Origin of the sequence: Actinosynnema sp. NPDC002837, from assembly GCF_040295345.1 — a bacterium.
Taxonomy (GTDB): domain Bacteria; phylum Actinomycetota; class Actinomycetes; order Mycobacteriales; family Pseudonocardiaceae; genus Actinosynnema.
This window is the reverse complement of sequence record NZ_JBEOVG010000015.1, coordinates 15759-30236: the sequence shown is the minus strand read 5'-3', so window position 1 is coordinate 30236 and position 14478 is coordinate 15759. Positions and strand designations below refer to the sequence as shown.

The 14478-nt window shown below is 70.3% G+C and carries 10 protein-coding genes; 7 read left to right on the top strand and 3 right to left on the bottom strand.

Features of this window, described 5'->3' with window-relative positions; genetic code table 11:
- Positions 1-34 precede the first annotated feature (34 nt).
- Positions 35-1042 carry an RNA polymerase subunit sigma-70 gene (locus tag ABTZ99_RS13845; RefSeq protein WP_499611344.1) on the bottom strand — a complete coding sequence of 336 codons (1008 nt, stop codon included), beginning with the start codon at positions 1040-1042 and terminating at the stop codon, positions 35-37.
- Between the two features lie 391 nt (positions 1043-1433).
- Between ABTZ99_RS13845 and ABTZ99_RS13840 the strand changes: the two genes are divergently transcribed.
- Together ABTZ99_RS13840 and ABTZ99_RS13835 are read left to right on the top strand one after the other, a co-directional pair.
- Positions 1434-3737: a hypothetical protein gene (locus ABTZ99_RS13840; protein ID WP_499611341.1), complete on the top strand. Its 2304-nt coding sequence runs from the start codon at positions 1434-1436 to the stop codon at positions 3735-3737.
- 230 nt (positions 3738-3967) lie between these two features.
- Entirely contained in the window at positions 3968-5275 is a 1308-nt protein-coding gene (locus ABTZ99_RS13835) for a hypothetical protein (protein WP_499611338.1), read from the top strand.
- An 863-nt stretch (positions 5276-6138) separates the two neighbouring features.
- Here ABTZ99_RS13835 and ABTZ99_RS13830 read toward each other — a convergent pair.
- Positions 6139-6552 (bottom strand): DUF6228 family protein, encoded by a 414-nt coding sequence (locus ABTZ99_RS13830; protein WP_498786808.1) that lies wholly within the window; start codon positions 6550-6552, stop codon positions 6139-6141.
- Between the two features lie 333 nt (positions 6553-6885).
- Here ABTZ99_RS13830 and ABTZ99_RS13825 point away from each other — a divergent pair, with 333 nt between their 5' ends.
- Positions 6886-7014 carry a hypothetical protein gene (locus ABTZ99_RS13825; protein ID WP_498786807.1) on the top strand — a complete coding sequence of 43 codons (129 nt, stop codon included), beginning with the start codon at positions 6886-6888 and terminating at the stop codon, positions 7012-7014.
- A 54-nt stretch (positions 7015-7068) separates the two neighbouring features.
- Here ABTZ99_RS13825 and ABTZ99_RS13820 read toward each other — a convergent pair whose 3' ends face one another.
- Complete coding sequence (locus tag ABTZ99_RS13820) at positions 7069-7938, bottom strand: LLM class F420-dependent oxidoreductase (RefSeq protein ID WP_498786806.1); 870 nt, start codon at positions 7936-7938, stop codon at positions 7069-7071.
- A 756-nt stretch (positions 7939-8694) separates the two neighbouring features.
- Here ABTZ99_RS13820 and ABTZ99_RS13815 point away from each other — a divergent pair.
- The 4 genes from ABTZ99_RS13815 to ABTZ99_RS13800 all read left to right on the top strand — a co-directional run bounded on the left by ABTZ99_RS13815 (position 8695) and on the right by ABTZ99_RS13800 (position 14396).
- Positions 8695-9819, top strand: a complete 1125-nt coding sequence (locus tag ABTZ99_RS13815) for a hypothetical protein (protein ID WP_499611333.1) — start codon at positions 8695-8697, stop codon at positions 9817-9819.
- The gene (locus tag ABTZ99_RS13810; protein WP_498779138.1) at positions 9819-10202 is read left to right on the top strand and encodes a hypothetical protein; all 384 of its coding nucleotides are present in this window, start codon (positions 9819-9821) and stop codon (positions 10200-10202) included. Before ABTZ99_RS13815 ends, ABTZ99_RS13810 begins: the two co-directional genes overlap by 1 nt.
- Positions 10203-10563: 361 nt before the next feature.
- Positions 10564-11163, top strand: coding sequence for an AAA family ATPase (locus ABTZ99_RS13805; protein WP_499611330.1), 600 nt, complete (start codon positions 10564-10566; stop codon positions 11161-11163).
- 1016 nt (positions 11164-12179) lie between these two features.
- Positions 12180-14396, top strand: a complete 2217-nt coding sequence (locus ABTZ99_RS13800) for a carboxypeptidase-like regulatory domain-containing protein (RefSeq protein WP_498779136.1) — start codon at positions 12180-12182, stop codon at positions 14394-14396.
- The last annotated feature ends 82 nt before the right edge of the window (positions 14397-14478 follow it).

Sequence of the window (14478 nt, the reverse complement as noted above, 5' to 3'; positions counted from 1 at the left end):
GCGCTGGATTCGTCGACGGTGGGGACATGGGCGATCACAGCGTCGGGGGCAGGTCCAGCCATGGTTTGTCGGCGGCGTCGAAGCCGGTGAGCTCGGCGATCTTCCCGTCGACGACGCGCAGGACCGCGATGGCGAACAACCGGTACTCCGGGTCGTCGGGGGTGCGGAGGTAGAGCGCGGCGGCTGGCATGCGGTTGACCGTCGTGGTGATACCGCGCCAGTCGTCGTGGCCGCGCTGGAAGAGCCCACCGGAGACCCAGCCGTCCACCGCGTCCTTGGCCGTCCTGGTCACCGTGCCCGGATCGGGCAGCATCGCGAAGCGCAGGTCGTCGCGCAGCAGCGACATCAGCCCGTCGAGGTCGTTGCGCTCATGGGCGTCGATGTACGACTTCACCACGCCGCGCTCGTCGCTGGACAGCTCGTAGGTGGCGGGGCTGCGCCAGTCGAGGCGGCGGTCGGGCAGCTGCTCCCGCATCGTCACGCGCGCCCGCTGCAAGGCGCTGGTCACCGAGGCGACGGTCAGGTCGAGGGCGTCGGCGGCCGTCGGTGCCGGCCAGCCGAGGACGTCGCGCAGGATGAACACCGCCCGCTGTCGCGGTGGCAGGTGCTGGACGGCGACGATGAACGCCAGCTCGATCGTCTCCCGGGCCACCACCGATTCCTGCGGGTCCTCGGGGAGCATCCGGTCGGGGTACGGCTGCAGGTACGGCAGCTCGGAGCCGGAGTCCGGCAGCTCGACCGGCACGGGTGTGCGGTCGTTGCGCTTCTCCAGGAAGTCGAGGCAAGCGTTCGTCGCGATCCGGTACAGCCACGTCCGCAGCGCGGCGTGCCCCCTGAACGACTCCCGCTTCCTCCACGCCCGCAGGAACGTCTCCTGCGCGAGGTCCTGGGAGTCCTCGTAGTTCGCGAGCATCCGGTAGCAGTGCGCCTGCAGCTCACGCCGGTAGCGCTCTGTGAGCAGCGCGAACCGCGCCGTGTCGTCTGAGCGGACCGCCGCGATGAACGTGGCCTCGTCGCCACCCGGCAGTCTGTCGTCGGCCATGGTCATCAATCCTTCCACCGGGGAGACGGGCTGGCAGAACTGACGACGGGGCGGCGCATTTCTGATCGGTGAAGCCGCTGACACCGGGCCGTTCGTCAGACCGGACGGTTCAGGTCGATCCGGCGAACGTGCTCCGGGCCGGGTGCCGTCGCGCGGAACGGTTCTCGTCGCCCGTGAGGTCCGAGATGCCGCCGTCGACGGCGATGACCTGGTCGCCGCGTCCTTCGCCTATGTCCCGCCGTGGCCTGCGTCCTGCGACTGGTCCAGTTGCACGTGGGCGAAAGCGCTGGTCGGGCGACCGGCTGATCAATACTCTGAACGGGGGTCGGAGGACCGTGATCATTTGAGGGGGACCGCAGTGCGTCGTGTACTACCCGTTGCTCTGAGTGCGTTGCTGACAGGTGGGCTGCTGCTCGCCGGCGGGACGGCGTCGGCGGCGCCTTCGCCGACCGTCCAGGCCGGCGAGGCCGGCGAGACCGGTTCGACCTTCACCTCGTCGTCCCCGGTCCGGGTGCTCGACACGAGGAACACCGGCGGTCCGGTCGGGGCGGGTGGCACCGTCACCGTCGACCTCTCCGCCCGGGTTCCCGCCGCCACCACCGCCGTGGTCCTCAACGTCACCGGGGTGACCCCGACGGCACCCACCTTCGTGACGGTGTTCCCCAGCGGTGGCGCGCGGCCCGTCGCGTCGAGCCTGAACCTGACGCCGGGGGACGTCCGGCCCAACCAGGTCACCGTCACGCTCAGCGCCGACCGGAAGGTCGACCTCTACAACAACAGCGGGAACGTCCACCTCGTCGCCGACCTCGCCGGCCACTACAGCACCGGCGCCGGGGCCAAGTTCACCGCGCTGGCGGCCAACCGCGTGCTGGACACCCGGGAGAACGCGCAGGTGGGCCCCGGCGCCACGCGTGCGGTGGACCTGTCCGCCTGGATCCCGGCGTCGGCCACGGCGGTCACGGTCAACCTGACCGCCACCAACGCGACCGCCGACACGTTCGTCACCGCGTGGCCCGCCGGAACGTCCCGGCCCACCGCGTCGAACCTGAACGTGCCGCCCGGCGACACGCGCCCCAACCTCGTCACCGTCGCCGTGGGCGCGAACCGCACGGTGAACCTCTACAACAACGCGGGCACCATCGACCTGATCGCCGACCTGACCGGCTTCTACACCCCCGACTACGGCGCCCTGTTCCTGCCGCTGAGCTCGGCACGGGTGCTCGACACCAGGGACGGCACCGGCGGCACGACCGGGGCGGTCGGCGCCCGGCAGGTCGTCAACCTGGGTCTCACGACCAAGGCCCCGATCACGGCAACCGCCGTGGTGATCAACATCACCGGCGTCGACGCGACGGCCGCGACGTACGTGTCCGCGTACGGGGCAGGGCAGTACACCAACGCCTCGAACCTCAACCTGTCCCCGGGGCAGACCGTGCCGAACGCCGCCGTGGTCGGGTTCGGCATGACGCGTGACCTCCAGCTGTACAACAACAGCGGGAGCGTTCACCTCGTCGCCGACCTGGCCGGCGCGTTCGCGGTGCTCGACGCCCCGACCTGCACGACCGATTGCGTTTACGGGTGGGGCAGGAACGGCGCCGAGCGCGCGCTGGGCACCGTGGAGGCGGTGGCGCGGACGTCCGTGCCGACTCGGGCGAGGCTGACCGGGGTACGGGCGATCGCCGGCAGCATGTGGGGTACCCAGTACGTGTTGCGCGCCGACGGCACGGTGGTGGCGTGGGGGAAGAACGACTCGGGGCAGCTCGGCAACGGGTGGAAGGCCGGCAACGGCGGTGGGTCCGCGGTGCCGGTTCGCGTGCTCGGGCTGACCGGCGTCACCGCCATCGCCGCCGGTCAGCTCACCGGCTACGCGCTGCGCGAGGACCGCACGGTGTGGGCCTGGGGCTGGAACGGCACGGGCCAGCTCGGCAACGGCGGTACCGACGACTCCTCGGTGGCCGCGCCGATCCCCGGTCTGACCGACGTCGTCGCCATCGGCAGCTCCTGGGGCACCGGCTATGCGGTCCGCGCCGACGGCACCGTCTGGGCGTGGGGTTTCAACAGCCAAGGCGAGCTCGGCAACGGTTCGAGCGGAGGGCACTCGTTGGTGCCCGTCCAGGTGTCCGGGCTGACCGGGGTCACCGCGGTGTCGGGCGACAGCGGCAGCGACGGCGTCTACGCCCTGCGCGGCGACGGCACGGTCTGGGCGTGGGGTTCCAACTACTACGCGCAGCTCGGCAACGGTCAGCCGTGCGAGCCGTCCGGCGGTGGGCTCTGCGCTTCCCGCGTCCCGGTGCGGGTTTCCGGGCTGACCGGCGTGACGGGGATCGACGCGGGCCGCTACAACGGTTACGCGCTGCGCGGCGACGGCACCGTGTGGGCTTGGGGCTCGAGCTACGGCGGTGTCCTCGGCAACGGGGTCGCGTGCACGGACTTCTCGCCCGCGTGCGCGTCCGCGGTCCCGGTCCAGGTGTCGAACCTCTCGGACGTGACGCAGATCGCCAGCTTCGGCCGCGGCGCCCTCGCGCTGCGTGCCGGCGGCACCGTCGCGGGCTGGGGCGAGGACATCTTCGAAACGCTCGCCAACGACCAGACGTACACGCACTCGACGGTCCCGGTTCCGGTGCAGGGGCTGTCCGGTGCGACCGCCATCGCCGCCGACTACTACACCGGGTGGGCGTTGGTCCCGAACCCGTGAGCACGGGGTGCGCCCGGCGGACCGCGTGGTCCGCCGGGCACACCGGTGCGTCCTCAGTGGACAATTCGCGCCTGGGTGAACCGCCGGCCCGGCGTCGTGGCGAGGTCGTTCAGTCGGGGTGGGCGGCCTAGATCACTCCGCAAGCGGTCCGACCCCGGCGACGACGTGATCTCCCGGCTCTGCGCCACCGATGGAGTGTCCGACACCGAGGCCGCGGGCTGTCCATTGCGTTGCTGTTCACCGGACACGAGTCCACCGTCGGCGACTGCGTCGAGCTGGCCGACACACAACGCCGCGTGCACGTGCGCGGCGGCCAGAAGAAGGTCGACTTCTGCCTGCGGCTGCGTGCGCTGGGCATCTTCCCCGAGGACGCACCCCACGCGGTCCGCGCCTTCGGGCTGGCGGCGGGCCGGCTGAGCATCGAGGAGTTGGTGGACCGCTATCCGCTGCGGTGCGGGCCGGTCCGTGACCTGATCGTGGACTACCTGCGGGAACGGCAGCCGTCTCTGGACTTCGCCAGTATCGATGCGATCTCCCGGACCCTGGCCGGCCTGTTCTGGGCCCGGATCGAGGCCCTCGCGCCGGGCATCGACACGCTGCGCCTGCCACCGGAGACGATGCGGGCTTGGAAGGAGGACCTGAGCACGAAGAAACGCATCACCACCAACGCCGCCGGCGAGCAGATCGAGATCTCCAGCCCTCGCATCAACGCCAAGGACGAGTTGCTCCGGGTGCGGGCCTTCTACCTGGACATCGCCCACTGGGCGCCGTGGGCCGTGTCCTGCCCGATCAGCGACGCCGAGATCGGCCGCGCCAAGGAACTCAAGCACCGCAAGGCCCGCATGGACCAGCGCACCCGCGAGCGGCTGCCCGTCCTGCCCGTCCTGCCCGTTCTGGCACGAACGGCCCACGAACGCCGCCTCGCCGCGGAGCGACGGCTGCGGGCAGCCCAGGACACCCGGCCCGGCCCACCGATCCCCGGTACCGACGGCGCGCTGCGCAGGGCGATCGCCCCCACATCCATCGGCCGGCACGTTTGGGCCGAGGACACGACCACCGGCAAGCGGCGCAACCTGTCCTTCGAGGACGAGGAGTCGTTCTGGTCCTTCTTCACCATCGAAGTCCTGCGCCTGACCGGGATCCGCTGCGAGGAGATGCTGGAGCTGAGCCACCACAGCATCACCGAATACCGCCTGCCCTCCACCGGCGAACTCGTGCCGCTGCTCCAGATCGCGCCGTCCAAGACCGACACGGAGCGACTTCTGCTCGTGAGCCCAGAACTCGGACCCCGACCGATCCAGAACGGGACTCCTTCTTCGCACACTTCGAAAAACAGAAGGTGTCCGTCGGGATCTGCGCGCGAGCATTCGGATCGCCTTGCGTCCATGAGCATGCTTGCGTCAGATTTTCACTACCACGGCCTGACCCGGCGCAACGATCACGGCTGGAGGAGATCCGTGACAATCTGGAGGCCCGTGTTATCGAGGCCAAACGCGAAGGATGGCTCGGGGAGGTCGAAGGACCGCAAGTCAGCCTGACGGGAGCCAGAGACAAGATCTCCCAGATTGACACCGCGCTCCAACGCCCCACCGGCGCGGTCGCGCTCGGCATGCCCGACTTCACCTCACTCGCCGGCCGAACAACATCCACATCAACGCAGAGCTGACGACACACAATGCACCGGCATGCCGGACGGGGGCGGACACTTCACTCGTGCCGCCGCCCCCTATCCGTCAGCAGACTCCACTCATCCACTGCCGTCACAGGGTCGTCTGCTGCGGCCACCATCTCAACGTACAGGGGCGTCGCCGCGACTCGGAGCCTGCCGTCCTTCGTATAGCCCAAGACCACGCACCGCAACCGCCGACCCACTGCGGGCCACGGCTCGCCCGGCTTGTCCGTGATGTACGAGCTGTCCACGAATCCGTGCTCGCCGTCCTCGGATTCGACCAGAAGCCCGTACCGAGCATGGCCGACCACCGAGCAGTGAACGACGTCGTACCTGCGCCGCGCTTGTGGCTCCATCTGACCTCCCACGACATCCTTACACGCCGCAGACAGCTCGTTCTGCCGATCTCGGACGGCCGGCGGTCGTCGTTTGAGTGCACCGACGTCAGTTCAGAGAAGCCTGTGTCAGGTGCCCACTCCTTCGGGTTGACCCGACCCGATTGCCGCGACTGGAAAAGATCCACGTCAACCTCGTCGACCGCCTGCAGGAGGCCAAAGAGCAGGGCTGGCTGGGGGAAGTCGCCGCGATCGAGACCACGATAGCCGCCGTCCAGAAACTCGAAGCCATGCGCGCGATGACGACCCACAAACGTCAGTCCATCTGGGAATTCCCGACTTCCACTCTGCTCTCGGATGATCCAACCTACGCAAATGACCGGTGCGTCGCCGATGTTCAGGGATGTGGTCCGAGGAGCGTCGCGAGGTCATGGGCGGCGGTGCTGAGTTGTTCACCTGCGTCCACCGTGAAGGTCGCTCGGACGCACCAGCCGTCGGGATCGGACGCCTGGGCTAGTTCGACACCTATGCGGACTCTGCTCCCGAGATGTTGTCCCACGAGCCGGAGTTCATGCTCAAGAGACTCGTAAACCCGGTCGCCGTCCCACCCGCGCCAGCTTTCCATCATTCCGGCGAAGAACTCGACGAGATCGTCGAAGCCCACGGCATAGTGGGACGTCACAGTCGACTCGGCGCGCAGTCCGGCGTCGACGACCTCGACGTCCACGGACCAGATCTCCCCTCCGCTTCCGCGGACGACATCGCGCAGGATGAGGGCGTGCCCATCTCGACCAACCACCACCTGGTCCACCGGGGCATCATCGCAAACGATCCCCACCGACGGCATCCCTTCATCGTGCATGGGGGCCGCGACACGCCCAAGCCTCACGCTGTCGTCAGATTCCAGTAACGCTCCGTAACGAAGGTCCGTCGAGTGGAACTGTGATCAACATCAAGATCATTTCGGTTAAGCAGGCGTGTTCGTGCTGGCAGGGCGTGCTGTAGGGGCGCCCGCAGGAGCCGAGTCCAACCTTGCGCTTGTCGAAGTGCTCGTCGAACTCGGTCATTCCTCGCTGGAGGCCTCGGCAGGGCTCGGCCACGGCCGGGTTCCGCGGGGTCCACGCCAGGGTGACCTGGCCCGGGCGTGCGGTCCTGCTCCGCGGCGACCTCCCGCACGACGCGTCCCGTCCTCGGTTACCCGCACGACCCGCTCGCCGGCGACCACGTCCGCGCGGTGACCGCGGGCGACCTGAAGATCGAACCCCGCCGCTGACGTCCGTAAGCGTCGGGGGCGGCGTTGCCGCCGCCCCTCGGCGGTCGTGACCCGTCAGGCGAGTTCGGCCAGGCGGCCGGTGGTCGGGGCGATCACCCGCTCGATCCACGCCGCCTGGTCGCCGTCCGGCGATCGCAGGATGACGGTGTCGATGCCCATGCCCGCGTAGCCCGCCACGGTCTGGGCACACGCCTCGGCGTCCTCGGGCAGGTCCCCGAGGTGCACCACGGTCTTGCGGATGGCGTCGTAGTCGCGACCCAGGTCGTCGCAGTGCCGGTGCAGCACGTCGAGCTTGTGCGGCGCCTCGGCGGGTGACGCGAGCAGGAGGTTGCAGGCGTCGGCGTAGCGGGCGACCAGTCGCAAGGTCTTCCGCTCGCCGTTGCCGCCGATCATGACCTCGGGGTGCGGCGAGCTCACCGGCGCGGGCACGCACAGGGTCTCGGCCAGCCGGTAGTGCTCGCCTTCGAACGGGCCGTTGTCCGCCGGGTCCCACATCCGCAGGCAGATCCGCAGCGCTTCCTCCAGGCGCTCGAAGCGCTCGCCCAACGGCGGGAACGGCACGCCCAGCCCTTGGTGCTCGCGTTCGTACCAGGCGGCGCCGATGCCCAGGGTCGCGCGACCGCCCGACAACACGTCCAGCGTGGTGACGTTCTTCGCCAGCAGGCCGGGGTGGCGGTAGGTGACGCCGGTGACGAGCGCGCCGAGGCGGACGGTGGAGGTGTGCGCGGCGAGGAACCCGAGCGTGGTGTAGCTCTCCAGCATCGGGTCCTCGGCGGCGTCGTTGTGCTCCATCTGGAAGAAGTGGTCCATGACCGACAGCCACGCGACCCCGGCCTCCTCGGCCGCCGCGCCGGCGGCGGCCAACTCGGGACCGAGCCGCGCCGCACCCTGGTTGAACCGGTTGATGTGCACACCCAGTCGCACGTCGTGCTCCGTTCTCCACCTGCTCCGCCATCGACGGCCGCGACGCTAGTGGCTGGAGCGCGCTCCAGGTCAACCCGTGTTCCGCGGCGGAATCGGGGCCGCACCCGCGGCGGCTTCGACGCGGGCCTCCAAGGAGTCGGGCGTCGGCTTGGATCCGGCGGGCGATGGGGAGCGGGGCAGGGGCGCTCCGGTGGCAGCAGCCGCCGCGCGTCGGCGTGCCGGAGCATGGGGAAGTCCCACCGCAAGCCGGTCCTGGTGATGCTGCTGGGCGCGTCGCTCGGCCGCGAGGCGGAGACCTGGTCCGACCGGGAGGTCGCCACCTACGCCGGCACCAATCCCTACCACTGGGGCAGCGCGCACAGCGCCTACGAGTCCGGCCTGACGAGATCCCGTTCACCGCGGGCGATGCCATCTGCCGCGAGGACGACCCCGCGCACGCCTCGTCGCGTACGGCCACGTCGGGGTCGACTTGGACGGCGTCTACAAACGCGCGATCGTGGGTCACGGGGCCGTGCTCGGCCACTACGACGCCTTCGCCGACGTGCTGGTGCTGGTGATGTCGGACCTGGTCACGCGGCGGGAGCAGGTGGAGAACACGCTCGGCTCCACGATCATGTCTCCCGCCGTGCGGGAAGACCGGAGCGGCCCTGTGGGGTGCCAAGAGCCGGCCGCACGACCCGACCTGCGGTTAGAGCACCGGGCGGTGATCCGGTGCTGCACGCGCACGCGCTGTCGCCGCTGTGCCATGATCTGGCTGTGGGGGACTCCTTCAAGGTCGCACCTAAGGCCGTCGAGCTGCTGGGCGGGCTCGTGCAGCGCCAGAGCTCCGGCATCGCCGCGCACCTGAAGGCACTGGAGCACAACCAGGTCGACGACCTGGGTCAGGGGCTTTTCCTGGAGCTCTCCGGCCACCTGGAGAACCTGCGCTTCCACGCGCAGGACAACACCCGGCGCGCACTGAGCCTCGCCGGCTCGTCGGCGGTCGAACTGACCAAAGCGGCCGAGTTCTACCGCACCACGGACCGCGACGAGGCCGGCCGGCTGGACCGGGTGTACCCGGCGGTGCCGACGTACCCGAGGAACGTCGAGGCGAGCGAACTGCCGCCGGGCGTCGCGTCCAGCGGATTCGGCGACGTGGTCGAGACCAGGTACTACAACGGCCCCGGCGAGACGAGCATCGAGAACGAAGTGCTGCGGGACAAGTGGCCGATGGGGGTCGAGGACAAGCTCGGCAAGTGGCTCGAGGTCGGCGACTTCGGCTCGGTGGCCGCGACGGCCGACAAGATCGCGCAGAAGATCCTCGGGTGGAGCCCGCTGGACCGCATCACCGAGGTCTACAGCGGCGACTGGAACGGCATCTACCGGGAGAGCGTCGTCATCGCCGACACGGGCACCGCGTTCGACGGCATCGCCAAGAACGTCCAGCGCGGCCGTTATGCCATCCAGGACGCCTGGGACGGCAACGCGGCGGCGGCGGCCGAGCGGTGGCTCGACGAGTTCGCCCTCGGCTGCGCGGAGCACGCGAAGTACTGCCACGACGTGGCCAGGAAGGTCTCGCTGCTGGCCGAGTCCGCCTTCCACCTGTACCAGACGATCGGCGTCCTGCTGGAAACGTTGATCGACGCCATCGTCGCGCTGCTCACCGCGATGAGGGGCAACGCGGTGGTCAAGTTCATCGGCACGATCGCGGACGTCGCGACCGGTGGCGCGGCGAAGTTCCTCGGCTCGATCATCGGCATCGCCAACCAGATCCAGTCCGCGGTCGACCAGGTCCGGGCACTCGTGCACGGGTTCGCCGCCGTCGTGCAGGCCGCACGGGCGCAGGGCGACGGCGTGCGCGCGATCTGGCCGTGGTCCCACTTCGACCACCCGGGAGCGTGATGACGAACCCGTTCGCGACCGCAGACGGCGTGCAGGCGCAGCACAACATGTTCCGCGTGCTCGCCGCGGCGGACGACGGCGCCATCTCCGACTTCGCGAAGGACGTCGTCGCCGGCCGCTCGGCCCCGCGCGACCTGCTCACCCAGCAGTGGGCGGTGGAGTCCGTGGCGGACAAGGCCTTCGCCGCGATCGACGAGTTCCAACGCCTGCCCGAAACCGAACGCGCCGCGCTCGTCGGGCAAGGGGCGGCATTCCTCGACGAGTACATCGCCGGGCTCGCGAACCTGGACGTCGAGGCCGAGCCGACACCGCCGCCGTGCGGGACTGCCCGGGACGACGACGATGACGAGCCGGGACCGTCGTTGCTGAGAGACGCCTGGTAGCCCTCTGCTCGAGGGCTTGTCGGTGAGGCCGTCACGCCTGTCGCGTCGCAGGGTTCGGCTACCGGGCGCGAACCCCGACCGCGCGACACCTCGCTGATCAGCGTGGCGCTTGCGGATGCCGGCCGGGCAGCGTCCGGTCGAGCGTCGCCCGATCGGGTGCCAGGTGACCCAGTGTGGTGCGGCCGGGTGAGGTCGGCCGGGCGGCCGATCAGTCGAACCGGTGATCGCTGGGCGAAGACGTATCCGGAGCGGTGACCGCCCTCCCTGAACGGACGTGACGGAGACGCACTCAGGTGGGGAGCGCCGCAGTCGGGCGCCGGGCCGTTCGTGTGCCGGGACAGCGACATTGCGGGCGCGGTACGTGCTTGATCACGCGGTTCGGGGAGCCGGGGCGGTCCTGCTCATCCGCGGCGAACCGGGGATCGGCAAGAGCAGGCTGCTGGCCCAGATCATCGAGGAAGCCGTGCGGCTGGGGTTTCGGACCTCGTGCGGCTCGGCCGCCGAACTGGGACGGCCCGTGCCCTTCGGGGCGCTGGCCGCGGTGCCAGCGGACGCCGTGGTGCCCGTGCCGCGGCATCCGGTCGGAGGTGAGGGGGCGTACCGCGTCGTCGAGTCGTTGGTGGCGGCGGTGAGTGCGCGTGCGGCCGCGGGGCCGATGCTGATCGCCGTCGACGACCTGCACCGGGCGGACCCGGCGGCGCTGCTGGCGCTGCGCGGCTTCTGCCGCAGGCTCGCGGGTCTGCCGGTGGTCGCGACGCTGCGCCCGGCCGAGCGGGATGCCGACCGACCTCGCGCCGCTGCTGGTCCTGTGCGGGCGGCTGGACGAGGCGGAGGCGCGGTCGAGACCCACCTCAAGCACGTGTTGACCAAGCTGGGCGTGTCGGGCCGGGTCGAGCTCGCCGCGGTGGGCGTCCGAGGAGCCGACCCGGGTGAGCGCGTCCCCGCCGACACATCTCCGTGAACGCACGGATGTTCGGCGGACGCGGCGCGGGCAGCCTTTCCCTGGCCGAGAAGACGGACAGGACAGGGGAGAGGCATGGCAGAGAACATGATCGGCTCGATCACCTGCACGCCGCCGCAACCGCGGCCCGGGGAATGCGTGGAGGTCCGGGTGCTCGACCCGGACGGTCGACCGCTGGAGACCACGGGTGCGCGGGTCGCGATCCGCGGTCTGCCGGGGGACGTGAGGTACCTGCAGTTCGCCGGCGAGGGCACCCGGCGGGTGACCGTGACCGCCGAGCGGGACGGCCGGACCGAGCAGCGGACGGTGCACCTGGAGGTGGCCGGGCAACCGCTGTCGTTCGTGCCGGTGAACGGCGCGCGGCCGCACCTGCCGCTGCTCCGTGCGCGGCAGTCGTTGGAGAACCCCTACGAGGTCGAACTCGCGGTCGGGTTCGACAACGCCCCGGAACACACGGCGGGCGAGCAGCTGTCCGGGGAGCCCCGGTACGAGTGGGACTTCGGCGACGGGTCGGACCTCCTGGTGACGAGGTCGTCGGTGGTGCGCCACGACTTCTTCGCGGGCATCGACCACGTCGGCGCGGGGATCGGGCAGTTCCACGTGCGGTGCGCCGTCGCCCACTCGGGCGTCGAGGTGGCCAGGACGCTGACCGTGCACTCGGCGTACCACCTGTGCCGCCGCCGCGGTACCGCGGTGCCGCACGTCAAGGCCGACGTCTTCGCGCACAAGGTCTACACGTTGTTCGCCGCGAGCTTCACGGTGTTCAACGTCGAGGACGGCGAGCTGTGCTGGACCGGATGGCGGTCGCGCCGCTCCACGAAGACCCGGACGCCCTGGTCGTCCCTCCTCCGTTCACCCCGCTCCGGGCACCCGTCACCGTGTCGCCCGGATCCAGCGCCAAGGTGGGCGTGCACACCCCGATCGACGGGGTGGTGCCTGCCGGCGCCCCGGGCTTCACGGTCTGGTACGCCGGGCACGTCGGCGAGTTGCCGGTGCGGCTCTCAGCCACCTTCGACGTGCCTCTGGGAGAACGGGCGACCCCCGCGGTGCTGCCCGTGGTGCCCGACGACTGGGCGCGGCCCTGGCCGTGGGACCAGCTCGTGCGCCCCTACCTCGCCCGGGTCGTGCCGCGTGACGGGCTGATGGGCCACGTTCCGCTGTCCGACATCATGCTGGACGGGGTCACCGGCACGCTCGCCGTCGACCTGAAGACCGTGTCCACGGCCTTGGACCCGCCGCAGGCGCGCGCTGCGGTCGTTCGAGTGCTGGACGCGGTCTTCGGCCCGGTGCGGGAGCTGGAGCAACAGCGGGGTTCCGGCTCCCGCCCGTCGGTGCAGGCCCTGATCGGCCCGCGGAGCGTCGCCGAGGGGAGTTGGTGCGACCCGGAGAACATCACCGATGAGGAGCGGGAGCAGGCCGAGGCGGGACAGCTCGTCTGCATGCTCACCGACGACACCGAAGAGGTGAAGATCCCGGAGCGGTTCGTCAACGCGCTCAAGGGCGACCTCGTCATCTCCCCCGGCGGCACCGGTCTGATCGGCGGGATGATGCGCCAGGTCAGCCTGCCGCAGAAGTACAGCCACTCCGGGATCATGACCAGGAACTACCAGGAGGTGACCCACTCGACCGCGAGCGAGGAACGCCTGCTGAACAACGCCGGCAGCGACGGCTTCGACCCCGAGGTGCTCAAGTACCTGTGGCCCGGCGTGGTGACGCAGGGTGTCGGGGCGGCCATCCACGGGGAGGACTTCATCTCGCCCGAAGGCATGCCCTACAGCATCTCGTCCTTCGAACCGCACCAGGTCGGCGCGTCCTTCGACGGCAACTTCGAGATCGTGCCGCCCCTCGTGGTCAAGCCGGACCCCGAGGCGGAGGACGTTACGGTGCGGCAGGCGCTGCGAGACGTCGCCGAGCAGGCCCGCGCCGCAGGCGTCACCGCGCCCGAGACCGATCAGAGCAGCGGCCTGAAGCAGTCGAAGAGCCACTACCGGTTCTACTGCTACACCAACGCGGAGATCGGGTTGACCGAGATCGCACCGCCCGAGGCAGGATGGGCCGCGGGCACCTTCCCCACCGTGTGCTCCTCGTTCATCTGGCTCACCCACCGGAAGGCCAAGACCCGGCTGGAAGGCCCGGGACCACTCGTGCAGCAGGCGGACCTGGAGCCGAAGGACGTCGAGACGGGGGCCCAGGTGCGGCACGACACCGTCGACGGGCTGTACGAGTACACCGCCGCGGAGCGGCTGAAGGCCGGGCAGTGGCTCTACGACACGATCTACAACCTGGCCTACGACGACGGCGGGTGGTTCGGGGTGCTGCTCACCGACGGCGCCGACGACGTCGCCAACCAGCTGCTGAACGCCTTCGCCAACGACGGTGCCGGAGGCAAGGACTCTGAGCTCTGGCGCACCACGGGCGACGCCAACGCCGTGTCCCCCGACGACCTCCTCTGGTGGGACGGGCCGGACACGGGCGGGCTCTACGGCCACGTCGAACCGGTGCAGTACCGGGCGGCGCGCACGGAGGTGCGCCGGATCAGCCGCTGGCAGAAGGTGCTGAGCAGGGGGACCGTGCGCGGCAGGGTGCTGCTCGACGGGAAAGCGGTGGCCGGGGCGCACGTCGAGCTGCCCGGTGGCGCGGCGGTCGCGGACAAGACCGACGCCGACGGCGCGTTCGAGTTCGCCGACGTGCCGTTCGGGGAGTACGCGCTCACGGCGTGGCGGGTCGTCAAGGGCGTCCACCACTCGGCGGAGGTCGAGGTCGTCCACGAGGCGGAGGACACCGAGCTCGGTGACCTGGTGCTCGACCCGCCGCCCGAGCAGTTCCGGATGGCCCAGGTCCACCTCGACTTCTGGGGCAGCGACCACGAGTCCGCCGGTGACAACGAGACCTACTCCGACGGACCCAGGTACCACGAGCTGGACGTGAGCCCGGACAAGCCGGTGAACAAGCTCGACGAGGAGTACAAGTGGGGCGGCGAGATGCGCGTCGAGTACGAGGTCGTCGTGCAGCTGGCGGACGACAAGGCGATCTCGGTCGCCGTGCACGGCAAGCTGTACGAGGACACCACGGAGAGCGGGGACGACCTCGACCACACGGGCAGCCACTCGATCGTCGTGCCCGAGGGGGAAGTCAGGACCTTCGTGCACAAGATGCACAACAGTGACGAGGACGTGGTGCAGGACCGGGGCGAGCTGACCGTGAAGGTGGTGAACGCCCAGAACCACGCGTGATCGGCCGTCGGCCGGCGACGTCGCCGAGCGTGGTAACAGACCGCGGTGAGGGGCGGTCGCGGTCGCGACTGCCCCTCACCGC